The organism is Streptomyces sp. NBC_01474 (assembly GCF_035918215.1).
Taxonomy (GTDB): Bacteria; Actinomycetota; Actinomycetes; order Streptomycetales; family Streptomycetaceae; genus Streptomyces; species Streptomyces aureus.
In genome coordinates this window covers 8,254,878-8,277,432 of sequence record NZ_CP109449.1, presented here as the reverse complement: position 1 = coordinate 8,277,432, position 22,555 = coordinate 8,254,878, and the positions used below count along the sequence as shown (strand labels likewise).

The following is a 22,555-nucleotide window of genomic DNA, read 5'->3' as shown; positions in this document are numbered from 1 at the left end:
GTTAGCTGTTCACCCGGCCGAGGTAGTCGCTCGTGCGGGTGTCGACCTTGATCTTCTCGCCGGTCGTGATGAAGAGCGGCACCTGGATCTGGTGGCCGGTCTCCAGCGTGGCGGGCTTGGTGCCACCGGTGGAGCGGTCGCCCTGGACGCCCGGCTCGGTCTCCTGGACGACGAGCTCGACGGCGGCCGGCAGCTCGACGAAGAGCACCTCGCCCTCGTGCTGCGCGACGGAGGCGGTGAAGCCCTCGATCAGGAAGTTGGCGGCGTCACCGACAGACTTGCGGTCGACCATGAGCTGGTCGTACGTCTGCATGTCCATGAAGACGAAGTACTCGCCGTCCATGTACGAGAACTGCATGTCGCGCTTGTCGATCGTGGCCGTCTCGACCTTGACGCCGGCGTTGAAGGTCTTGTCGACGACCTTCCCGGAGAGCACGTTCTTGAGCTTGGTGCGCACAAAGGCAGGGCCCTTGCCGGGCTTGACGTGCTGGAACTCGACGACGGACCAGAGCTGGCCCCCGTCGAGCTTGAGCACCAGGCCGTTCTTGAGGTCGTTCGTGGAAGCCACGGTTGCGGAATCTCCTGGACTGACGATGGACGACCCCGGGGGCGCGCGCCGTTACAGCGCGAGCAGTTCCTTGGTCGTAATGGTGAGTAGCTCGGGTCCGCCGTCCGCCTCGGGGCGCACGACGAGCGTGTCATCGATCCGGACACCGCCCCGGCCCGGGAGGTGGACCCCCGGTTCGACGGTGACCGGCACACAAAGGTCCAGTTTACCCATGGCCGCGGGGGCCAACTGCGGCTCCTCGTCGATTTCGAGTCCGACACCGTGTCCGGTGAGCTGTGAGAGGCCGTCCGCGTACCCCGCGGAGTCCAGTACGTGGCGTGCCGCGCGGTCCACCTCACGGCACTCGGCGCCGGGCGCGAGGCTCTCACGAGCAGCCCTCTGGGCTGCGAAGACCAGGTCGTACAGGTCGATCTGCCAGTCCGCGGGCGAGGTGCCGATGACGAACGTACGGCCGATCTCGCAGCGGTATCCGCGGTAGGCGGCGCCGAGGCAGACCGAGAGGAAGTCGCCCTCTTCGACGCGGCGATCGGTGGGGCGGTGGGCGCCACGGCCCGAGTTCGGCCCGGTGCCTACCGAGGTCGGGAAGGCGGGGCCGTCGGCTCCGTGGTCGACCAGGCGGCGCTCCAGTTCCAGGGCGAGATGGCGTTCGGTGCGGCCGACAAGGATCGATTCGAGCAGTTCACCGAGGGCCTGGTCGGCGATCTCGGCGGCGATGCGCAGGCAGGAGATCTCGTCCTCGTCCTTGACGAGCCGCAGCTGCTCCACGGCGCCGCCCAGGTCGGCGAGGCGCAGCCGGGGCGCCACGGAGCCGAGCGCCCGGTGCCTGGCCACGGTCAGATGGTGCTCCTCCACGGCCAGCGAATCCGCCCCCAGGGAGAGCGCGATGTCGCCGGCGGCGACGGCCGGGTCCCCGCCGGGCGCATCGAGCACCTGGATGCGCAGCGACTCGTCGGGCCGTCCCTCGGCGGGCTGCTCGCTGGGTGGCAGCCCGCACATCAGGACGTCGTCTTCGGCGTCGGGGCCCTTCCCCAGCAGGAGTACGGCGCCTTGGGGCGCCGCGCCCGCGAGATAGCGAACGTTGGCGGGGCGCGAGACGAGGACGGCCGCACTGCCGCCCGCCGCAGCGCGCTCCCTCAGCCGGTCCCTACGGGCCGCGTACACCTCTGACATGAACCGAGCGTACGAGCGGTGGGGGAACGCGGCCCGGTCAGCGCGTCCGGACGAGCGGCGAGGAGGCCGGGCCGGGGGGGCTGTGCGGCGGGCCGGGGGCCCGCTACCACTGGGGCGGGCTCGCGATCGAGCGGGCGAGTACGTCGTCCAGGACGCGGGCCGTGGTGGGCACGTCCATCTGGGAGTTGTCGATGATGGGCAGGCCCGAGCCGTACCAGCCGGCCATGCGGCCGTGGATACGGGCGACCTCCTCGTCCGTGAGGCGGCGGTTCCCGCTGCGCTCCGCGTTGCGCTCGAGGACGATCTCCAGGCCGGGGAGCAGCACCACGGGCAGCAGGCCGGGGCCCACGTGCCGCTTCCAGCCGCCGAGACCCACGACCGGGCGGTCCGGGAAGACGGCGTCGTCGAGGATGCACGAGATGCCGTTGGCCAGGAAGTTGCGCGCGGCGAAGCCGCAGGTGCGGCGGGCGAGGCGGTACTGGGCCTCGGAGTGGTCGTTCCACCCCGACTGCGGGTCGGCGAAGCCGGAGCGCACCCACTCGCGTACGTCGTCGAGGCTGATGTGGGCCGTGGGGACGCGGCGCTGGTCCGCCCAGTACTTGGCGACGCTCGTCTTGCCCGCGCCGGCGGGGCCGATGAGCAGGACGGCGAGCGTCGTGGCGGTGGCATCGGCGGTGCCGGCCGCGGGGGGCGGGCTCGGCATGGCGACGGGGCCGCCGGGCGGGAGCTGCACATGGCCCGTGGTGTCCCGCGAGGGGGGCGGGGCGTGCTGAGGGACGCCCGGATGGGGGTGCTGCCCCTGCGGCGGCGGGCTGTGCGGGGCCTGGGGATGCGGGGCGGGTTGGTGCGGGGCGGGCGCCGGAGCGTGCGGCGCGGGTGCGTGCGGGGCCGGGCCCGAGGGGCCGGGTGGGCCCGCGAAGCCCGGGGCAGGCGGTGGCGGACCCGCCGGTCCGGGGCCCGGGTGGGCGCCCGGGTGATGCGCGGCCTGGGACCAGCCGGCGGCCGGTCCGTGCCCCGGCTGAGGGGGCGGCGGCAGCGGCGAACCCACTCCGTGCTGCATCCGGTGCGACTCCGTCTCCTACAGGCAACTGGCGCCGGCGAACAAGGCGCTACCGAACGGTACCTTCCCCGGCCGCCGTTGTGTGAACGGCCGGGGAGGTCGCGAAGTGCCCGAAGACGGGCGCTATTCGGCCACTTCGCCGTACGCCGCGAGGAGCACGGCCGGGTCGGGTCCTTCGAGGACCGTCGGCTTGGCGAGGCCGTCGAGGACGATGAACCGCAGCAGGTTGCCGCGGGACTTCTTGTCGACCTTCATGTTCTCCAGGAGCTTGGGCCACTGGTCGTAGCGGTAGCTCAGGGGCAGCCCGACCGACTCGAGGACGGTGCGGTGCCGGTCGGCGGTCGCGTCGTCCAGGCGTCCGGCGAGACGGCCGAGTTCGGCGGCGAAGTGCATGCCGACGGAGACGGCGGCGCCGTGCCGCCACTTGTAGCGCTCGTTCTTCTCGATGGCGTGCGCGAGGGTGTGCCCGTAGTTGAGGATCTCGCGCAGGCCCGACTCCTTGAGGTCGCCGGAGACGACCTCGGCCTTGACCTTGATGGAGCGCTCGATGAGCTCGGCGGTGTGCGGGCCCTGCGGGGAGCGTGCCGCCTCAGGGTCGGACTCGATCAGGTCGAGGATCACCGGGTCGGCGATGAAGCCGGCCTTGATGATCTCCGCGAGGCCGGACACGAAGTCGTTGACCGGAAGCGAGTCGAGAGCCGCGAGGTCGCAGAGCACGCCGGCCGGCGGGTAAAAGGACCCCACGAGGTTCTTGCCCTCGGCGGTGTTGATCCCGGTCTTGCCGCCGACGGCCGCGTCCACCATGCCGAGCACGGTGGTCGGCACGGCGATCCAGCGCACCCCGCGCAGCCAGGTCGCGGCCACGAACCCGGCGAGGTCCGTGGTCGCGCCGCCGCCCACGCCGACGATGACGTCGGTGCGGGTGAAGCCGGACTGGCCGAGCGCCTTCCAGCAGTAGGCGGCGACCTCGGCGGTCTTGGCCTCCTCGGCGTTGGGCACCTGGATGGCGACGACCTCGAAGCCCTGGTCGGCGAGGTCGCCACGCAGCGCCTCACCGGTCTCGGCGAGCGCCTCGGGGTGGATGATCGCGACGCGCTGGGCGGACTCGCCGATCAGACCGCCGAGTTCACCGAGGAGCTGACGTCCGACGAGGACCTCGTACGGGTCGGTGCCCGCCGTGCCTCCGACCTGGATCCGGGTCACCTGTTGTTCGGTCATGCCTTCTTCAACTCCAGGGCGTCGAGGACCGCGCGGGCGACCTCTTCGGGGGTGCGGTCGTCGGTGGGTACGACGACGCGGGCGACTTCGGTGTACAGGTGGCGGCGCGCCTCCATCAGTTCGCGCCACTGGCGGCGCGGGTTGACGGCGAGCAGCGGACGGGCCGTGTTGAGGCCGGTCCGCTTGACCGCCTCCTCGACGTCCATCGACAGATAGACGACGGGGAGCGAAGCCAGCAGCGCGCGCGTCGACTCGTCGAGGATCGCTCCGCCGCCGAGCGCGAGCACACCCGGGTGCTCGGCGACGGCTGCGCGCACGGCCTGCCGTTCGAGTTCGCGGAAGCGGGGCTCACCCTCGTCCACGAAGATGTCCGCGATGGGGCGGCCCTCGGCGGCCACGATGTCCGCGTCGGTGTCCCGGTAGGGGGAGCCCAGCCACTCGGCGAGCAGCTCCCCCACGGTGGACTTGCCGACGCCCATGGGGCCGACGAGTACGACCAGCGGGCCGGTCACCGGATCTGGAGGTTGTCGAGGTACGACTGCACGTTGCGCCGGGTCTCGGGGACGCTGTCGCCGCCGAACTTCTCCGCGACGGCGTCGGCGAGCACGAGCGCGACCATGGCCTCGGCGACGATGCCGGCGGCCGGGACCGCGCACACGTCGGAGCGCTGGTGGTGGGCCTTCGCGGCCTCGCCGGTCGCCACGTCGATGGTGGCCAGCGCCTTCGGGACCGTGGCGATCGGCTTCATCGCGGCGCGCACACGCAGCAGTTCACCGGTGGTGAGGCCGCCCTCGGTGCCGCCGGAGCGACCCGACGTGCGCTTGATGCCGTCGTCCGTGGTCACGATCTCGTCGTGCGCCTTCGAACCGGGCACGCGCGCGAGCTCGAAGCCGTCGCCGACCTCGACACCCTTGATGGCCTGGATTCCCATGAGGGCCCCCGCGAGCCGGGCGTCGAGACGCCGGTCCCAGTGGACGTGCGAGCCGAGGCCCACCGGCACGCCGTAGGCGAGGACCTCGACGACGCCGCCGAGGGTGTCGCCGTCCTTGTGGGCCTGGTCGATCTCCGCGACCATCGCCTTCGACGCGTCCGCGTCCAGGCAGCGCACCGGGTCGGCGTCGAGCTTGTCGACGTCGGCCGGGGTCGGGTAGACGCCGTAAGGCGCCTTGGCGCTCGCCAGCTCGGTGACGTGGCTGACGATCTCGATGCCGGCCGTCTCCTTGAGGTAGGAGCGGGCGATGGCGCCGAGCGCGACGCGGGCCGCCGTCTCACGGGCGGAGGCGCGCTCCAGGATCGGCCGGGCCTCGTCGAAGCCGTACTTCTGCATACCGGCGAGGTCGGCGTGACCCGGGCGGGGCCGGGTCAGCGGCGCGTTGCGCGCCAGATCGGCGAGGATCTCGGGGTCGACCGGGTCGGCCGACATGACCTGCTCCCACTTGGGCCACTCGGTGTTGCCCACCATGACCGCGACCGGCGAGCCCATGGTGAGGCCGTGGCGCACGCCGCCGAGGAAGGTCACCTCGTCGCGCTCGAACTTCATCCGCGCGCCGCGTCCATAGCCGAGCCGCCGCCGGGCCAGGTGGTCCGCCACCATCTCCGTGGTGATCGGCACGCCGGCGGGAAGTCCCTCCAGCGTCGCGACAAGTGCGGGTCCGTGGGACTCCCCAGCGGTCAGCCAGCGCAACCTGCTCAACGGTGCTCCTCTTGCTCGCGCCTCGAACTGCGATGGCGCGGCCGGGTGCGCGGCCCTGGCCCGCCACCCCCGATCCTCCCACGTCCGCGCACCCGACCCGGCCCCCGGTCCATCAGACGGACGCCGGGACGGACACGGCCCGGGTCAGCCGGCGAGCGCCCGCTCCCCCGCCCGGCGCATCGCACCGAGCGGCGCCGGGGCGCGCCCCGTCATCTGCTCGACCTGGAGGACGGCCTGGTGCACCAGCAGGTCGAGCCCGCTGACGACCGCTCCGCCGTACCCGGACCAGCGGGCCGCGAGCTGTGTCGGCCAGGGGTCGTAGAGGACGTCGAAGAGGGTGCCGGGCCGTTCGGGGATGTCGGCGGCGAGGGCGTCCGTGGTCCCGGCGGGCGTCGTGGCGACGACCAGCGGCGCGGTGAAGGCACGCGCCGCGTCCGACCACTTCCCGATCTTCACGTCCAGGTCGAGCCGCTCGCCCCACTCCCGCATCTCGGCGGCACGGGCGTCGCTGCGTACGTACGCGACGATCTCGCCGGTGCAGATCCGCGACAGGGCGGCGAGCGCGGAGGAGGCGGTGGCGCCCGCGCCCAGGATCGCGGCGGACTCGACCTTGTCGATGCCGCGCTCGGCGAGGGCGGCGACCATGCCGGGGATGTCGGTGTTGTCGCCGACCTTGTGCCCGTCCTCGGTGAGGACGACGGTGTTGACGGCCTCGACGGAGGCGGCCGTGTCACTGATCGTGTCGAGCAGCGGGATCACCGCGCGCTTCAGCGGCATGGTCAGCGAGAGGCCCGCCCACTCGGGCCCGAGCCCGGCCAGGAAGTCGGGCAGAGCCACCTCGTCGACCTCGAAGCGGTCGTAGGACCAGTCCTCCAGGCCCAATTCCTCGTAGGCGGCACGGTGCAGCACCGGGGAAAGGGAGTGGGCGATGGGCGACCCGAGTACGGCCGCCCTTCTGATTGCTGACATCAGTTCTTCCTCGACGCGTTCCACTTGTCGACCAGCTTCTGGTGTTCCTCGTTCGTCTTGGTGAACTCGCTGGTCTTGCCGTCCATCGAGATGAAGTAGTACCAGCCGTCACTGGTCGGGTCGACGGCGCCCTTCAGAGCTTCCTCACCCGGGTTTCCGATCGGCCCGGGCGGCAGGCCCTTGTAGTAATACGTGTTGTAGCGGTTGTCGTACTTGCGCAGCGCGGTGAGACTCAGGTCGATCTTGCTCTGGTTCTTGACGTAGTTGTATGTGGAGTCGAACTCCAGCATTCCGTTCGTCTGCTCGTTGCCGGGCTTGAGGCGGTTGTAGACGACCTCGGCCATCTTGCGGAAGTCGTCGTGGCTCGTGCCCTCGGCCTGCGCGAGGCTCGCCACCGTGATCAGCTGCCACGGGCTGTCGAGGCCAAGGCTCTTGGCCTTCTTCTCGACGCCGTAGGACTCGTACTTCTCGGTCGCCCGCGACACCATCTGCTTCAGGACCGCCTCAGGCTTTCCGCCCTTGGCGACGCCGTAGCTGGACGGGTAGAGGAACCCTTCCAGCGGGTCCTTCACATTCGGCTCGTTCATGGCCCAGGAGGGCAGTCCGAGCTCCTTGTAGTCCTTCTTCGCGACCTCTTGCGTGGTCCCCTTGGCGACGCCGAGCCGCTTGTCGATCTGCTCGTAGACCCACACGTTGCGGCGGCCCTCGGCGATGATCAGGTTGTTCCGGCTGCTCGGGCTGAGCATCATATCGACCGCACTTGCGGCCGACATTTCCTTCTCGAGGTTGTATCCGCCGTCCTGAATGAACTTGCCCCGCGGATTCTGCTCCTGCGCCGCAACGAAGGCGTCCACGCTCTTGATGACGCCCGCGGCCTTCAGACGCTGGCCGATGACGTAGCCGCCCGCATCCGGGGGAATTTCTACGGAAACGGGTTCGCCATTTCCGGACCCCGCGTAATCCGGCGCCGATCCGAAACGGTTCTGATAGAACTGATAGCCGAAATAGCCGACACCGCCGACACCGCCGACGAAGATCACAGTGAGGACCAGGCAGGCGCATCCGCTGCGCCGCTTCTTCGGCTTCTTGCCGCCCCGGCCGCGGCGGCTGCCCCGGTCGCGCGGGTCGTCGTAGTCGTCGCCGTCGTCATCGCCGCCACCGGCGAAGAACGCGTGCTCACCCTGGTCGGGGCCCGGGTCCCAGTTCGTCTCCGGCTCCGCGGCGGCCCCGCGCCGACCGGGCGGCTCCGGCGGCGGGTACGCGTCGGGGGTGCCGTAGAGATCCGGCTGCTCACCGCCGTACGCGACAGGCTGCTGCTGACCGCCGTACGGGTCCACCGGGTCGGCGTTGTACGGGACATGGCCGTGCTGACCGGTGTCCCAGCCGCCACCCTGCGGCTGACCGCCGTACGGCTGTTGGCCGCCGTACTGCTGCTGGCCGTACTGGTCGTGCTGACCGGTGCCCCACTCGCCGCCGTACTGCTGCGGCTGCTGGTGGGACTGAGGATGCTGCTGCTGCGGCTGCTGAGGGTGGTACTGCCCCTGGCCGCCGTAGGCAGGCTGGCCGTCGGCGGCCTGCTGCCCCCACCCCTGGTCCCCGTACAGCGGGTCCTCGGGGTGCCACGGTTCGGAGCCAGGGCCCCGGCCATACTCAGTCATCGATCCCCTACAAGCCGCGAGGCGGCGGCCGCGTCTGGGTGGCAGGGCAACCGTTCCGCCTCTTGATGCTGTGCGGCAGCTGTTCGAACGCCGCCGGTCGCGCGGAACGTTACCGTATCGCGATCAGGTGCCCACTTCGACGCCCTCGCCCGGAGCTTTACCTGACGCCCGTTCGGACTCCAGTGCCTGCTGGAGAATGATGACCGCGGCCGCCTGGTCGATGACAGACCGGCCCTTTTTGGACTTCACGCCCGAGGCGCGCAGCCCCTGGCTGGCCGTCACTGTGGTCATCCTCTCGTCCACGAGCCGCACGCCGACGGGGGCGATCCCGTCGGCCAGCTCCTGGGCGAACGCGCGGACCTTGACCGCGGCCGGCCCCTCGCCCCCCTTGAGGGAGCGAGGGAGTCCGACGACGACCTCGATCGGCTCGTACTCCTCCACGAGTTGCCGCAACCGCCGGTGGGCGGCCGGGACATCGCGTCCCGGCACGGTCTCCACCGGGGTGGCGAGGATCCCGTCGGGGTCGCACGAGGCGACCCCGATCCGGGCGTCCCCGACGTCGATCGCGAGCCGTCGGCCGCGTCGCATCAGGCGGTTTCCGCGACGAGTCGCTCGACGGAGGCCACGGCGTCACCGATGGCGGCCGGGTTCTGGCCGCCGCCCTGGGCGACGTCAGGCTTGCCGCCACCGCCGCCGCCGAGGGTCTTGGCAGCCGTGCGGACCAGGTCACCGGCCTTCAGGCCGCGCTCACGAGCGGCCTCGTTCGTGGCGATGACCGTCAGCGGTTTGCCGTTGACCGTCGTGAACAGGGCCACCACGGCAGGGCGTCCGCCCTGGATGCGGCCGCGCACGTCGAGGACCAGCCTGCGCAGGTCGTCGGCGCCGGTGCCGTCCGGGACCTGGCCGGTGACCAGGGCGACCCCGCGCACGTCGGTGGCGCCCGCGGCAAGACCGGCGGCGGCCTGGAGGACCTTCTCCGCGCGGAACTTCTCGATCTCCTTCTCGGCGTCCTTCAGCTTGCCGAGCATCGCCGAGACCTTCTCCGGCAGCTCCTCGGAGCGACCCTTGACCAGCTCCTGGAGCTGGGCGACGACCGTGTGCTCGCGGGCGAGGAAGTTGTACGCGTCGACGCCGACCAGGGCCTCGATACGGCGCACGCCCGAGCCGATGGAGGACTCGCCGAGCAGCTTCACCAGGCCCAGCTGGGCGGTGTTGTGCACGTGCGTGCCGCCGCACAGCTCCTTGGAGAAGTCGCCGATGGTGACGACGCGGACGCGCTCGCCGTACTTCTCGCCGAACTCGGCGATGGCGCCCTGCTTCTTGGCGTCGTCGATCGACATGACCTCGGCCTGCACGTCGAGTTCGCGCGAGAGGACCTCGTTGATCTTCTGCTCGACGTCCGTCATCACGGCCGTGGGCACGGCGGACGGCGAACCGAAGTCGAAGCGGAAGCGGCCGGGCTGGTTCTCGGAACCGGCCTGGGCGGCCGTCGGGCCGAGGGCGTCGCGCAGCGCCTGGTGCGTGAGGTGCGTGGCAGAGTGGGCGCGGGCGATGGAGCGGCGGCGCGTGATGTCGATGACGGCCTGGGCCGGGGCGCCGATGGTGACCTCGCCGACCTGGACGACGCCCTTGTGGACGTAGACGCCCGGGACCGGCTTCTGGCAGTCGCGGATCTCGATCACCGCGCCGTTGTCCAGCTTGATGCGGCCGGTGTCACCGATCTGGCCGCCGCCCTCGGCGTAGAAGGGGGTGCGGTCGAGGACGACCTCGACCTCGTCGCCCTCGGAGGCGGCCGGGGAGGAGACGCCGTTGACCAGCAGGCCGACGATCGTGGACTCGCTGTCGGTCGACGTGTAGCCGATGAAGTCGGTGGCGCCGGCGGCGTCCGCGATCTCGCGGTAGACGCCGACGTTGGCGTGGCCGGTCTTCTTGGCCTGGGCGTCGGCCTTGGCGCGCTCCCGCTGCTCCTTCATCAGGCGCCGGAAGCCGTCCTCGTCCACGGACAGGCCCTGCTCCGCGGCCATCTCCAGGGTGAGGTCGATCGGGAAGCCCCAGGTGTCGTGGAGCAGGAACGCCTTGTCGCCCGCGAGGACCGTGCCGCCCGCGGCCTTGGTGTCGATGACGGCGGTGTCGAGGATGTTCGTGCCGCCCTTGAGGGCCTTGAGGAAGGCGGCCTCTTCGGCGAGGGCGACGGTCTCGATGCGCTTGCGGTCGGTGATGAGCTCCGGGTACTGCCGGCCCATCGTGTCGATCACGACGTCGACGAGGTCCTTGACGACCGGACCGGTGGCGCCCATGAGGCGCATGTTGCGGATGGCGCGGCGCATGATGCGGCGCAGCACGTAACCGCGGCCCTCGTTGCCGGGGGTCACGCCGTCGCCGATAAGCATCACGGACGTGCGGATGTGGTCGGAGACGACGCGCATCGAGACGTCGGTGCCGTGCTTCTCGCCGTACCGGACACCGGTGAGTTCGGTGGCCTTGTCCATGACGACGCGCAGGGTGTCCGTCTCGTACATGTTCTGTACGCCCTGAAGGATCATGGCGAGACGCTCGAGGCCGAGACCCGTGTCGATGTTCTGCGACGGCAGGTCGCCGAGGATCTCGAAGTCCTCCTTGCCGATGCCGGCGCCGCGCTCGTACTGCATGAAGACCAGGTTCCAGATCTCCACGTACCGCTCGTCGTTGACGGCCGGGCCGCCCTCGACACCGAACTCGGGGCCGCGGTCGTAGTTGATCTCGGAACACGGGCCGCAGGGGCCGGGGACGCCCATGGACCAGAAGTTGTCCTTCTTGCCCAGGCGCTGGATGCGCTCCTTGGGCACGCCGACGACGTCGTGCCAGATGCGCTCGGCCTCGTCGTCGTCGAGGTAGACCGTGATCCAGAGCTTCTCCGGGTCGAGGCCGTAACCACCGTCCGCCACGGAGCTGGTGAGCAGCTCCCAGGCGTACTTGATGGCGCCTTCCTTGAAGTAGTCGCCGAAGGAGAAGTTGCCGCACATCTGGAAGAACGTGCCGTGGCGGGTCGTCTTGCCGACCTCTTCGATGTCCGGCGTGCGCACGCACTTCTGCACCGATGTGGCGCGCGGGGCGGGCGGCTTGACCTCGCCGAGGAAGTACGGCTTGAACGGGACCATGCCCGCGTTGACCAGCAGCAGAGTCGGGTCGTCCGCGATGAGCGACGCCGAGGGCACGACCTTGTGGCCACGCTCCTCGAAGAAGCTCAGCCAGCGGCGGCGGATTTCAGCCGACTCCATCAGTGGTCCTCATTCCGGTTGTACGAGTACGTCGTGTTCTCGAGGTACTTGGGGTTGTTCTTCACGTGGTTGTTCTTCACGTGCTTCTCGATGACGGCGAAGCGGCGCTGCCCGGGGAGTTCGGCGTCCACCGGGGCGTTGAGGCCCAGTGCGTCGTCGAGTTCGGCCTCGCGCTCGGCCATGCCGTCGCGGACGTCCAGGGCGAAGTCCTTGAGGCGGTGGCCCGCCTCGACCGCCTTGTTCGCGGCCTGCGCGGCGAGGCTCTCCGGCGTCAGCTTCTTCAGCTTGCGGTTGACCTTGGTGGTGGCCCATACGCCGGCGGCTGCGCCCGCGGTGAACCAGAACGTACGGCGGAACATCGCTGCGTCAGTCCCTCTTATTCGGGTTGTCCCGCGTGGCCCGCTTGCTGCGCCGCGCCGACGGGACGGTGCGGCCCACGATCACGGTACGGCGGGACGGCTTGGCGGGCGCGTCGGCTGCGGAGGCACCCGTGGACTTGCGACCGATCGCCCGGCGCACGCCGTAGCCGAAGGCGGCCACCTTGACGAGCGGGCCACCGAAGGTGGAGGCGACGGTGGAGGACAGCGCCGACGCGTTCGACGTGACTTCCTGGACGTCCGATGCGATGGCGTCGACCCGGTCGATCTGTGTCTGTGCGGAACGCACGGCCGCGGAGGCGTCGGCGAGCAGCGGGACCGCCTGCTCGGTCACATCCGCCACGAGCTTGGTGGTCGCCCTGAGCGTCTGGGCCAGCCTCGCCAGAGCCACCGCGAGGAAGGAGACCAGGATCGCCCAGAAGACGGCCACCAGGATCCCGGCCACCTCTCCACCGGACACTTAGCACCGCTTCCTGAACATCGAAAAGTCGTCCCCCGAGCCTATCGCGCCGGGGTCCGCGCTCCGTACCGGATTACCGCTCACCGCGGGCGAGGTTGCGCGTACCGATTGTACGGACTGCTTACGGATGAGTACGCTCCGTACCTGATGCGACGCGAACTGCGCCCTGCCGACAGGCCCGAGGGTTCCACCCCGCCCGGCAACCTCCCCCTCGAACTCAACCTCTTCGTCGGTCGGGCCGACGAACTCGCCGAGCTCACGCGGGCTCTTGAGGCGGCTCGCCTGGTCACCGTGACCGGCGCCGGCGGAGTCGGCAAGTCCCGCTTCGCCGCGAGAGCGGCCGCCCTGGCCGCGGGGTACCTGGGCTGCGACGCCGTCCGGCGGGTGGACCTCGCCGCGGTGCGCGAGCCGAACCTGGTCGAGTACGCGCTCGCCGCGGCCCTCGAACTGACCGACCACACGAGCCGCCCGCAGCGCGAGGTCCTCCTCGACCATCTCGGGCAGCGCCAACTCCTGCTCGTCATCGACGGGTTCGAGCATCTCGTCGACGCGTGCGCCTCGCTCGTGACCGAACTGCTCGGTGCGGCGCCCGATCTGCGGATCCTCGCGGTGGGGCGCAGGCCCCTGTCCGTAGAAGGGGAACGGATCTTCCCGCTGGCGCCGCTCGACACCGCGGACGCGGCCGACCTCTTCGCCGACCGGGCCGCCGCACTGCTGCCGGGCTTCGCCCTGGACGACGGGAACCGGACGGATGTCGTCGAGGTGTGCGAGCGGCTCGACTGTCTGCCGCTCGCGGTGGAACTGGCGGCGGGGCGGCTGCGGGCGCTGTCACCGGCGGACCTGCTCGGCCGGCTCGACGACCGGTTCAGACTGCTGACGGGCGGCACGCGCGGCGCGCTGCCGCGGCATCAGACGCTGCGGACGGCGATCGGCTGGAGCCATGAGCTGTGCACGGCGCAGGAGCGGCTGCTGTGGGCACGGCTGTCCGTGTTCTCCGGGCAGTTCGACCTGGACGCGGCGGAGTACATCTGCAGCGGGGACGGACTGCACGCCGACGCGGTCCTCGATGTGCTCTCCGAGCTGATCGCGCAGTCCGTGATGATCCGCGAGGAGGCGGACTCCGTGGTGCGCTACCGGATGCTCGACACGGTCAGGGCGTACGGCGCCGACTGGCTGGAGGTGTCGGGCGACACCGCGCGCATGCGGCGCAGGCACCGCGACTGGTACATGGGTCTCGCCACGTGGTGCGAGCTCGACTGGTTCTCGCCGCGGCAGGCGCAGGTGGCGGCGCAGATCGGGGCGGAGCTGCCGAATCTGCGGGCCGCGCTGGAGTTCTGCCTGACGGAGCCGGGCGAGACGCATCTGGGGCAGTACCTCGCGGGCACGCTGTGGTTCTACTGGGCGGGCTGCGGCCACCTGTCGGAGGGGCGGCACTGGCTGGAGCGCAGCGTGGAGCTCGACGCGGAGACCGAGGACGGCGACTACGCCCGGTCCCGCCTGAAGGCCCTGTGGGTGCTCGGCTATGTGGCGATCCTCCAGGGCGACACGGTGCCCGCGCTCGCGGCACTCCAGGAGTGCCGCGACGAGGCGGACCGTATCGGCGACGCCACTGCGGTCGCGTACGCGGTGCATCGCAGGGGCTGCCTGGCCCTGGTCACGGACGATCTGCCGCGCGCCGAGGAGCTGCTGCGGACGGCGCTGGCCGGGTACCGGGAGATCGGTGAGCTGAACAGCAGCGTGCTGATGGGCCAGGTCGAGCTGGCGATGGCCGTGGCGTTCCAGGGGGATCTGGCCGCGGCGGTCGAGCTGTGCGAGGACGTGCGGCTGGTCTGCGAGGACCACGGCGAGCGGTGGACGCTGGCGTACGCGCTGTATGTCCTGGCGTACGCGGAGTGGACCAAGGGCGATCTGGTGCGGGCGCGGCAGCTGCTGCGCGAGTGCCTCGTCATCGGGGACACGTTCCACGACCTGCTAGGCACGGTCCTGACGATCGAGCTGCTGGCGCTCGTCACCGTGACGGAGGGGGACGCGGGTGAGGCGGCGCTGCTCCAGGGCGCGGCGGGCCGGATCTGGCCGTCCGTGGGGCTGCCGCTGTTCGGCTCGGCGCACTACAACGCGCCGCACGAGCGGTGTGCGTCGGACGCCCGGGCCATCCTCGGCGACGCGCGGTTCGAGTCGTTCGTGGCGGCCGGGGCGCGCCTGGAGCCCGGGGAGGCTGTTCAGCGGGCGCTCGGGCGGGACACCGCATCGCGGCCGGCTGTGGTGCCGGGACCGCGTACCGCGCATCCGGCCCCGGAAACGCGCGAACCCGCCGCCTCCCCGACCGTGCAGGGCGGGGAGACGACGGGCTGAAACGCAGGAAGTGCTACGTCGCCGGATGATCAGCGGGCGTAGTACTCGACGACGAGCTGCTCGTCGCAGATCACGGGGATTTCCTTGCGGTTCGGGTCACGGTCCAGACGGAAGGCCAGGGCCTTCAGGTTGACCTGGAGGTAACGCGGGATCTCGCCGTCGGGGGCGAAGCCACCCTCACGCGCGACCTGGAACAGCGGCTTCTCGCGGCTGCGCTCGCGGACCATCACGACGTCGTCGGGACGGACACGGTACGACGGCTTGTCGACCTTGCCGCCGTTGACCTCGATGTGGCCGTGAACGACCATCTGGCGGGCCTGGTAGATCGTGCGGGCGATGCCCGAACGCAGAACCAGGGCGTCGAGACGACGCTCCAGCTCGATGACCAGGGCCTCACCGGTCTTGAGCTGCGTCTTGGCGGCACGCTCGTAGGCGCGGACGAGCTGGCGCTCGGACACGTCGTACTGCGCGCGCAGACGCTGCTTCTCGAGCAGACGGACCTTGTAGTCCGAGTTCTGCTTGCGGCCGCGGCCGTGCTCGCCCGGCGGGTAGGGGCGGGCCTCGAAGTACTTGACGGCCTTCGGGGTCAGCGCGATACCGAGGGCACGCGACTTCTTGACCTTGGGGCGGGACTGGTTCGTCATGAACCAAACACCTCATTGTTCTGTGTGGATACGGCTTCACCAGGGTTAAGGGAGGTCGCATCCGCAGCCGGGGAAACCCGCCTTGTCCTTGCGGACGGGGCAGGCAGCCGCTCCCTGGTCTGGGCACATACGTGCAGCACGCGAGTGGCCCACCGACCGCTTCCCGGGGGCCGGGATGGTGGTGGGCTGCCCGCGACACCTATCGACGGTGCGCGACGCTCCTGGATCCCCATGCCTTGCGGCGTCGGGGTTCCGGCTGCATGTCCCGCTCTGGTGGTGCCGGCCGGGGCCGGACGCGAGACGCAGCGCTTCGGGAAGTTTACAGGGTGGCGAGGAGTGCTGCGGACCGGGGTCACGACCCCCCGGGGTATCGCGGGGCGTCAGCTGTCCGTCGCGCCCGGCCGTTCCCCGGTGAGGCGCTCGCGGACGCGCTCCGCCACGTCCGCGTACCGGGCCTCCGCCCCGTACCGGGTGGGCTGGTAGTAGCGCTTGCCCTTGACCGCGTCCGGCGCGTACTGCTGGGCGGCGATGCCTCCGGGGACGTCGTGCGGATACACGTATCCCTGCGCGTGGCCGAGCTTGGCCGCGCCCTTGTAGTGGCCGTCACGCAGATGGGGCGGGACGGGGCCCGCGAGGCCCTTGCGGACGTCCTCCATGGCGGCGCCGATCGCCGTCGTCGCGGAGTTCGACTTCGGGGCGAGGGCGAGGGCGATCGTCGCGTGGCTGAGGGTGAGCGCCGCCTCCGGGAAGCCGATCATCGCGACGGCCTGGGCGGCCGCGACGGCCGTGGGCAGCGCCGTCGGGTCGGCGAGGCCGATGTCCTCGCTCGCGGAGATCATCAGGCGGCGGGCGATGAAGCGGGGGTCCTCGCCGGCCTCGATCATGCGGGCCAGATAGTGCAGGGCCGCGTCCACGTCCGAGCCGCGGATGGACTTGATCAGGGCGCTCGCGACGTCGTAGTGCTGGTCGCCGTCCCGGTCGTACTTGACCGCGGCGCGGTCGACCGACTCCTCCAGCGTCTGGAGGGTGATCTCCTTCTCCTGCTTGGCGAGGGCCGAGCCCGCGCCCGCCTCCAGCGCAGTGAGGGCCCGGCGCGCGTCGCCGCCCGCGATGCGCAGCAGGTGGCCCTCGGCCTCATCGGGCAGCGTGACCGCGCCGCCGAGGCCGCGCTCCTCGGTGAGTGCCCGCCGGAGCAGGGCACGCAGGTCTTCGTCCGTGAGGGATTCGAGGGTGAGGAGCAGGGAGCGGGACAGGAGCGGGGAGATGATCGAGAAGTACGGGTTCTCGGTGGTCGCCGCGATCAGCGTGACCCAGCGGTTCTCGACGGCCGGCAGCAGGGAGTCCTGCTGGGCCTTGCTGAAGCGGTGGATCTCGTCGAGGAAGAGGACGGTCTCCTTGCCGTGGCCGCCCAGTGCCCGGCGGGCGCCGTCGATGACGGCCCGCACTTCCTTGACGCCCGCGGTGATCGCAGAGAGCTCCACGAAGCGCTTGTTCGTGGCCTTGGAGACGACGTACGCGAGGGTCGTCTTGCCGATGCCGGGCGGGCCCCAGAGGATCACCGACGAGGGCCCGGCAGGGCTGTACCCGCCGTGGGCTCGATCGCCCTCCCCCACGAGGCGGCGCAGGGGTGAGCCGGGCTTCAGCAGATGCTGCTGGCCGACGACTTCGTCGAGGGTGCGCGGGCGCATCCGAACGGCCAGGGGGCTGCTGGACGGGTCCTTTTCCTGGCGGTCTTCGGCTGCGGCGGTGAACAGGTCGGGCTCCACGTCGAAAACCCTATGTCACCCCACTGACAATCCCGCCCGGCCCCGTGAAGCAGGGGCCCCGGCCGCGGCTCAGCTGGTCCAGAAGTCCCACCAGCGCGTCAGGATCAGCATCCCGATGATCCCGACGTGCAGCACGGGCACGACCCACGTGAACTCACCGAAGAACGACCGCAGCCAGGACGGCGCGGGCAGGAACCCGTTGCGCACGTTGAACGACGTCACGTACCAGAACATGACGATCGTGGCGACCCACGCCAGACAGCACCACAGGCACAGCGAGTTGATCCGGTACAGCGACTGGAACTGCAGCCACGAGCAGAATCCGACCCCGAACAGCGTGCCCGCGTTGAACGTCAGCCAGTACCAGCGCGGGAACCTCGCCCGCCCCAGCAGACTCATCCCCACACAGATCACGACGGCATAGGCCGCGAGCCCCAGCATCGGGTTCGGGAACCCGAACACCGACGCCTGGGCGCTCTTCATGATGTTCCCGCAGGACACCACGGGGTTGAGGCTGCATCCCGGCGTGAAGTTCGGGTCCTCGAGCAGCTTGAACTTGTCGATCGTGATGACCCACGCCGCGAGCAGCCCCGCCGCACCGGTGATCACCAGAAGCAGCGCGAAACCCAGGGAACCCCCGACGCTGCGGGCAGCGCCCGCTCCGTCGTCGCCGGTGGAGGACGCGCTGTCGCTTGCCGTGGTCGTCTTGCTCATCACGCCGTTCCGTCGCTTGGGGTGGTGGCCTGCTGGCAGCCTCATTCTGCCGCACGCTCCTGTGTGTCCACCGTTCGATGGTCATAAGCATGTACAGCCGACGGTCGCGAAACGTTCGCTCCGACGGGCCCCTCCCTGACATGACGACACACACGGCGCGAACAGATAAGGAGCGGGGCACGCGCGTGCCCCGCTCCTTCGACTGCTCCAGAGACCCGGCTACGCCAGCTTGGCCTTCAGGACGGCCACGATCTCGTCGACCGCCACCGCATCCTGCTCGCCCGACTCCATGTCCTTGAGCTGGACGACGCCGTCGGCGAGGTCGCGTTCGCCGGCGACGATCGTGAAGCGGGCGCCGCTGCGGTTCGCGTTCTTCATCGCGCCCTTGAGGCCCTTGCCGCCGTACGAGAAGTCGGCGGAGACGCCGGCCCGGCGCAGCTCCGTCACCTTGGAGAAGAGGACGCGGCGCGCCTCGTCACCGAGCGGGACCGCGAACACGCTGGTGGTGGAGGGGAGTTCGAGCTCCACGCCCTCCGCCTCGAGCGCCAGGACCGTACGGTCGACGCCGAGCGCCCAGCCGACGGACGGCAGCGACGGGCCGCCGATCATCTCGGAGAGGCCGTCGTAGCGACCGCCGCCGCCCACCGCGGACTGCGACCCGAGACCGTCGTGGACGAACTCGAAGGTGGTGCGCGTGTAGTAGTCGAGGCCGCGGACCAGCCTCTCGTCGTCCTCGTAGGCCACGCCCTCGGCGGTCAGGAGCTCACGGACCTGCTCGTGGTACGCCTTGCAGCCGTCGCACAGGTAGTCGCGCAGCGAGGGCGCGCCGACGAGCTGCTTCTGAACCTCGGGGCGCTTGTCGTCGAGGACGCGCAGCGGGTTGATCTCGGCGCGGCGCAGGGTGTCCTCGTCGAGGTCGAGACCGCGCAGGAAGTCCTGGAGCGCGGCGCGGTAGACCGGACGGCACTCCTTGTCGCCCAGCGAGTTCAGCAGGATGCGGAAGTCGCGCAGCCCGAGCGAGCGGTACGCCTGGTCGGCCAGGATGATCAGTTCGGCGTCGAGCGCCGGGTCCTCCGCGCCGATCGCCTCGGCGCCGACCTGCGAGAAGTGCCTGTAACGGCCCTTTTGGGGGCGCTCGTAGCGGTAGTACGAGCCGGAGTACCAGAGCTTCACGGGGAGGTTGCCGGCCTTGTGGAGGTTGGCCTCCAGGGCGGCACGCAGCACGGACGCGGTGCCCTCGGGGCGCAGGGCGAGCTTGTCGCCGCCCTTCGTCTCGAAGGCGTACATCTCCTTGGTGACGATGTCGGTGGACTCACCGACACCGCGCGCGAACAGTTCGACGTTCTCGAAGCCGGGCGTCTCGACGTAGCCGTAGCCGGAGTTCCTCAGCGGGGTGGAGATGGCGTCGCGCACCGCGAGGTACGTGGCGGAGTCGGGGGGAAGCAGGTCGTACGTGCCCTTGGGGGCCTGAAAGGTGCTCACGGAAGTCTCTCGTCACAATCCTCGTCGGGGAGCCTCGAAGGAGGTTCCCTGGCCGGCGGCCACCTGCCGCAGATACGGGTTGGTGGCGCGCTCCTGGCCGATGGTCGTCTGGGAGCCGTGCCCTGAGAGCACCACGGTCGAGTCGTCGAGCGGCAGGCACACGCGTGCCAGCGATTCGAGCATGTCGTCCATGGAGCCACCGGGCATGTCGGTGCGTCCGATGGAGCCGGCGAAGAGCAGATCCCCGGAGAAGAACACGGACGGGATGTCCGCGCTCTCGGGCATCTTGAAGGCCACCGACCCCTTGGTATGACCCGGCGCGTGCGCCACGGTCAGGTCGAGACCCGCCAGCTTCAGTTCGGTGCCGTCGCTCAGCTCCCGCACGTCGTCGGGCTCCCCCACGGTCAGCTCGCCCATCAGCGGCATACCGATGGAGCGGCCGATCCCCTTCTCCGGGTCGCTCATCATGTAGCGGTCGGAGGGGTGGATCCACGCCGGGACGTCATGGGCCCCGCACACGGGCACGACGGAGGCGACGTGGTCGATGTGGCCGTGCGTGAGGATGACCGCGACCGGCTTGAGCCGATGCTTCTTGAGCGCGTCCTCGACTCCCTGGGCGGCCTGGTGGCCGGGGTCGATGATCACGCACTCCTCACCCGCGGCGGGGGCAACCAGGTAACAGTTGGTGCCCCAGGCCCCGGCGGGGAACCCGGCAATCAGCACGATCGTCCTTCGTATGTCGTCCGGCGGAAGTGTGTCCGCAGAAGAATGCGGCAGATCAGAGCCTACCGGCGCTGCCGATTCCACAGCTAACCCATATACGGTACGGGGCACACAGCAGGCGGTCGTAACAGGTCCAGTTCAGACCAGGTTCGTCCCGTTCGGATCACTTCGCATCGGTTCGGAATCAGGTCTCGCGACGTACGAGGAGTAGACCCGGTGGTCAGCAACGATCAGCGGCGGCGGCAGCTCGCCCGGGAGAAGTTCTTGCGGCAGCAGCAGCGGCGGGAGTCCGCGCGGCGCAGGGCGCGCACACGCAACACGGTGATCGCGTCGGCATTGGCCGTGGTCGTGGTGGCGGGCGCCGGCGCGTTCGCCGCCGGGGCCTTCGACGGCAAGGACAAGAAGGACTCGGCGGCCTCCAAGCCGAGCGCGAGTCCCTCCAAGGCCGCCGACCCGTGCAAGAAGCCCGCCGCGGGCAAGGTGAAGCCGCTCAGCTGGAAGAAGGAGCCGGCGCTCACCGTCGACAAGGCGGCGGACTACACGATGAACCTCGCGACCACGTGCGGCGACATCGGTATCGACCTCAAGGCGAAGGAGGCGCCGCACACGGTGAACTCCTTCAACTTCCTGGCCGGCAAGGGCTTCTTCGACCACACCAAGTGCCACCGGCTCACCACCAACGGCATCTACGTCCTGCAGTGCGGTGACCCGAAGGGCACCGGCGCGGGCGGCCCGGGTTACACGATCCCGGACGAGAACCTGAAGGACAAAAGCCTGAAGGGGAACGTGTACCCGGCGGGCACGATCGCGATGGCGAACACGGGTCAGAAGCACACCGGCGGCAGCCAGTTCTTCCTCGTGTACCAGGACAGTCAGTTGCCGCCGAGCTACACACCGTTCGGGACCATTTCCGATTCCGGCATGAAGGTGCTCAAGAAGATCGCCGCCGCTGGTGAGAGCACCGGGCAGGGCGACGGCGCCCCGAACGCCACCGTCGTGATCGACAAGGCGACCGTGAAGAAATCCTGACCGCCGGCGGTGAAATTTCGGTCGCGCGGGATGCGGACAGCCGCCCCGCCGGTCGCCTATGTTGGCCGTGACGAAACTGTGGACGATGCCCGGGGCCCCAAGGCGCCCCGCAGGCATCATGTGGAGGAGGCGCTGTGAGCAGCGACCCGTGGGGCCGCGTCGACGAGACGGGGACCGTGTACGTGCGTTCGGCCGACGGCAGCGAGCGTGAAGTCGGTTCGTGGCAGGCAGGTTCTCCTGACGAGGCCCTCGCCTACTTCAAGCGCAAGTACGACGGCCTGGTCGTCGAGATCGGGCTCCTCGAGCGCCGGGTGCAGACGACCGACCTGTCGGCGAAGGACGCCACGACCGCCATCGAGCATCTGCGCGAGCAGGTGACGGACGCGCATGCCGTCGGCGATCTGGAGGCTCTGGGCAAGCGCCTGGACAAGCTCGTCGAGACCGTCGACGCGCGCCGCGAGGAGCGCAAGGTCCAGAAGGCGAAGCAGTCCGACGAGGCGCGGCACGCCAAGGAGGCCCTGGTCACCGAGGCCGAGGAGCTCGCCCAGAGCGAGCAGTGGCGCGCGGCCGGTGAGCGGCTGCGGGCGCTGGTGGACACCTGGAAGGGTCTGCCGCGTCTGGACCGCAAGTCGGACGACGAGCTCTGGCACCGCTTCTCGCACGCGCGCTCGGCGTTCTCGAAGCGCCGCAAGGCGCACTTCGCCTCGCTGGACGCGCAGCGCGAGGACGCCCGCCAGGCCAAGGAGAAGCTGGTCGCCGAGGCCGAGTCGCTGTCGGCCTCGACCGACTGGGGCACCACGGCCGCCCGGTACCGCGAGCTGATGACGGACTGGAAGGCCGCGGGCCGCGCCCAGCGCGAGCACGAGGACGACCTGTGGAACCGCTTCCGCGGCGCCCAGGACGTGTTCTTCGCGGCGCGCAGCTCGGTCTTCGCCGAGCGGGACGCCGAGCAGGGCGAGAACCTCAAGCTCAAGGAGGAGCTCGCCGACGAGGCCGAGAAGCTCCTGCCGATCGGGGACCTGAAGACGGCCCGCGCCGCCTTCCGCTCGATCAACGAGCGCTGGGAGGCCATCGGCCACGTGCCGCGCGACGCGCGTCCGAAGGTCGAGGGCCGGATGCACGCCGTGGAGCGGGCCCTTCAGGAGTCCGAGGAGACCGAGTGGCGCCGTACGAACCCGGAGGCGCGCGCGCGTGCCGAGGGGCTCACCGGTCAGCTCCAGGCCGCGGTCGACAAGCTGCGGGGCCAGATCGACGCGGCCCGCGCGCAGGGCAACAACGCGAAGGCCGACAAGCTCGAGCGTGAGCTCGGCGGCCGTCAGGCGCTGCTCGACCAGGCGCTCAAGGGCCTGCACGAGTTCGGCGGCTGAGCAGTCATCACATGAGAGGGGCCCCCGGCGCTGAGCGCCGGGGGCCCC

The 22,555-nt window shown here is 70.4% G+C and carries 20 protein-coding genes; 3 read left to right on the top strand and 17 right to left on the bottom strand.

All coding sequences use genetic code 11. The annotated features are described in order from the left end of the window. Position 1: 1 nt before the first annotated feature. The 12 genes from efp to OG758_RS37760 form a co-directional block, all read right to left on the bottom strand. On the bottom strand, positions 2 to 568 hold the full coding sequence (gene efp, locus OG758_RS37815) for an elongation factor P (protein ID WP_266566568.1): 567 nt from the start codon (positions 566 to 568) through the stop codon (positions 2 to 4). A 51-nt stretch (positions 569 to 619) separates the two neighbouring features. Then, positions 620 to 1,738, bottom strand: coding sequence for an aminopeptidase P family protein (locus tag OG758_RS37810; protein ID WP_326714000.1), 1,119 nt, complete (start codon positions 1,736 to 1,738; stop codon positions 620 to 622). 103 nt (positions 1,739 to 1,841) lie between these two features. Next, the gene (locus OG758_RS37805) at positions 1,842 to 2,798 is read right to left on the bottom strand and encodes an AAA family ATPase (RefSeq protein WP_326713999.1); all 957 of its coding nucleotides are present in this window, start codon (positions 2,796 to 2,798) and stop codon (positions 1,842 to 1,844) included. Positions 2,799 to 2,921: 123 nt separating this feature from the next. After that, the gene (gene aroB / locus OG758_RS37800; RefSeq protein WP_326713998.1) at positions 2,922 to 4,016 is read right to left on the bottom strand and encodes a 3-dehydroquinate synthase; all 1,095 of its coding nucleotides are present in this window, start codon (positions 4,014 to 4,016) and stop codon (positions 2,922 to 2,924) included. Further along, the gene (locus OG758_RS37795) at positions 4,013 to 4,495 is read right to left on the bottom strand and encodes a shikimate kinase (RefSeq protein ID WP_326716165.1); all 483 of its coding nucleotides are present in this window, start codon (positions 4,493 to 4,495) and stop codon (positions 4,013 to 4,015) included. Before OG758_RS37795 ends, aroB begins: the two co-directional genes overlap by 4 nt. A 29-nt stretch (positions 4,496 to 4,524) precedes the next feature. Further along, positions 4,525 to 5,709 (bottom strand): chorismate synthase, encoded by a 1,185-nt coding sequence (aroC, locus tag OG758_RS37790; RefSeq protein WP_326713997.1) that lies wholly within the window; start codon positions 5,707 to 5,709, stop codon positions 4,525 to 4,527. A 144-nt stretch (positions 5,710 to 5,853) separates the two neighbouring features. Next, complete coding sequence (locus OG758_RS37785) at positions 5,854 to 6,678, bottom strand: shikimate dehydrogenase (RefSeq protein ID WP_326713996.1); 825 nt, start codon at positions 6,676 to 6,678, stop codon at positions 5,854 to 5,856. Then, entirely contained in the window at positions 6,678 to 8,336 is a 1,659-nt protein-coding gene (gene mltG / locus OG758_RS37780) for an endolytic transglycosylase MltG (RefSeq protein ID WP_326713995.1), read from the bottom strand. Before mltG ends, OG758_RS37785 begins: the two co-directional genes overlap by 1 nt. 123 nt (positions 8,337 to 8,459) lie before the next feature. Next, entirely contained in the window at positions 8,460 to 8,924 is a 465-nt protein-coding gene (ruvX, locus tag OG758_RS37775) for a Holliday junction resolvase RuvX (protein ID WP_326713994.1), read from the bottom strand. Further along, positions 8,924 to 11,593, bottom strand: coding sequence for an alanine--tRNA ligase (alaS, locus tag OG758_RS37770; protein ID WP_326713993.1), 2,670 nt, complete (start codon positions 11,591 to 11,593; stop codon positions 8,924 to 8,926). Before alaS ends, ruvX begins: the two co-directional genes overlap by 1 nt. Continuing rightward, a complete protein-coding gene (locus tag OG758_RS37765) occupies positions 11,593 to 11,952 on the bottom strand; it encodes a DUF6167 family protein (protein WP_326713992.1) in 360 nt (119 codons plus the stop codon). The genes alaS and OG758_RS37765 overlap by 1 nt, the downstream gene beginning before the upstream one ends. 7 nt (positions 11,953 to 11,959) lie before the next feature. Then, complete coding sequence (locus OG758_RS37760; RefSeq protein WP_116503394.1) at positions 11,960 to 12,430, bottom strand: DUF948 domain-containing protein; 471 nt, start codon at positions 12,428 to 12,430, stop codon at positions 11,960 to 11,962. A 147-nt stretch (positions 12,431 to 12,577) separates the two neighbouring features. On the opposite strand from OG758_RS37760, the gene OG758_RS37755 reads away from it, so the two are divergent. Then, on the top strand, positions 12,578 to 14,782 hold the full coding sequence (locus OG758_RS37755; protein WP_326713991.1) for an ATP-binding protein: 2,205 nt from the start codon (positions 12,578 to 12,580) through the stop codon (positions 14,780 to 14,782). Between the two features lie 29 nt (positions 14,783 to 14,811). Here the strand turns inward: OG758_RS37755 and rpsD are convergent, their stop codons facing one another. From rpsD to OG758_RS37730, 5 genes are all read right to left on the bottom strand, one after another. Continuing rightward, positions 14,812 to 15,426, bottom strand: a complete 615-nt coding sequence (gene rpsD / locus OG758_RS37750) for a 30S ribosomal protein S4 (RefSeq protein ID WP_100597404.1) — start codon at positions 15,424 to 15,426, stop codon at positions 14,812 to 14,814. Between the two features lie 380 nt (positions 15,427 to 15,806). After that, positions 15,807 to 17,192, bottom strand: a complete 1,386-nt coding sequence (locus OG758_RS37745) for a replication-associated recombination protein A (protein ID WP_326713990.1) — start codon at positions 17,190 to 17,192, stop codon at positions 15,807 to 15,809. A 69-nt stretch (positions 17,193 to 17,261) separates the two neighbouring features. Next, positions 17,262 to 17,906 (bottom strand): vitamin K epoxide reductase family protein, encoded by a 645-nt coding sequence (locus OG758_RS37740; protein WP_326713989.1) that lies wholly within the window; start codon positions 17,904 to 17,906, stop codon positions 17,262 to 17,264. A gap of 219 nt (positions 17,907 to 18,125) precedes the next feature. After that, positions 18,126 to 19,388: a histidine--tRNA ligase gene (gene hisS / locus OG758_RS37735; protein ID WP_326713988.1), complete on the bottom strand. Its 1,263-nt coding sequence runs from the start codon at positions 19,386 to 19,388 to the stop codon at positions 18,126 to 18,128. A 12-nt stretch (positions 19,389 to 19,400) separates the two neighbouring features. After that, complete coding sequence (locus OG758_RS37730) at positions 19,401 to 20,111, bottom strand: MBL fold metallo-hydrolase (RefSeq protein WP_326713987.1); 711 nt, start codon at positions 20,109 to 20,111, stop codon at positions 19,401 to 19,403. Between the two features lie 216 nt (positions 20,112 to 20,327). Between OG758_RS37730 and OG758_RS37725 the strand changes: the two genes are divergently transcribed. Continuing rightward, positions 20,328 to 21,140, top strand: a complete 813-nt coding sequence (locus tag OG758_RS37725) for a peptidylprolyl isomerase (protein WP_326713986.1) — start codon at positions 20,328 to 20,330, stop codon at positions 21,138 to 21,140. 134 nt (positions 21,141 to 21,274) lie between these two features. Further along, entirely contained in the window at positions 21,275 to 22,507 is a 1,233-nt protein-coding gene (locus OG758_RS37720) for a DUF349 domain-containing protein (protein WP_326713985.1), read from the top strand. Positions 22,508 to 22,555 lie beyond the last annotated feature (48 nt).

Coding starts and splice junctions, on each gene's coding strand:
- OG758_RS37810 (WP_326714000.1), bottom strand. CDS start 1,738: ATGTCAGAGGTGTACGCGGCCCGTAGGGACCGGCTGAGGGAGCGCGCT.
- OG758_RS37805 (WP_326713999.1), bottom strand. CDS start 2,798: ATGCAGCACGGAGTGGGTTCGCCGCTGCCGCCGCCCCCTCAGCCGGGG.
- aroB (WP_326713998.1), bottom strand. CDS start 4,016: ATGACCGAACAACAGGTGACCCGGATCCAGGTCGGAGGCACGGCGGGC.
- OG758_RS37795 (WP_326716165.1), bottom strand. CDS start 4,495: ATGGGCGTCGGCAAGTCCACCGTGGGGGAGCTGCTCGCCGAGTGGCTG.
- OG758_RS37785 (WP_326713996.1), bottom strand. CDS start 6,678: ATGTCAGCAATCAGAAGGGCGGCCGTACTCGGGTCGCCCATCGCCCAC.
- mltG (WP_326713995.1), bottom strand. CDS start 8,336: ATGACTGAGTATGGCCGGGGCCCTGGCTCCGAACCGTGGCACCCCGAG.
- ruvX (WP_326713994.1), bottom strand. CDS start 8,924: ATGCGACGCGGCCGACGGCTCGCGATCGACGTCGGGGACGCCCGGATC.
- alaS (WP_326713993.1), bottom strand. CDS start 11,593: ATGGAGTCGGCTGAAATCCGCCGCCGCTGGCTGAGCTTCTTCGAGGAG.
- OG758_RS37765 (WP_326713992.1), bottom strand. CDS start 11,952: ATGTTCCGCCGTACGTTCTGGTTCACCGCGGGCGCAGCCGCCGGCGTA.
- OG758_RS37755 (WP_326713991.1), top strand. CDS start 12,578: ATGCGACGCGAACTGCGCCCTGCCGACAGGCCCGAGGGTTCCACCCCG.
- rpsD (WP_100597404.1), bottom strand. CDS start 15,426: ATGACGAACCAGTCCCGCCCCAAGGTCAAGAAGTCGCGTGCCCTCGGT.
- OG758_RS37740 (WP_326713989.1), bottom strand. CDS start 17,906: ATGAGCAAGACGACCACGGCAAGCGACAGCGCGTCCTCCACCGGCGAC.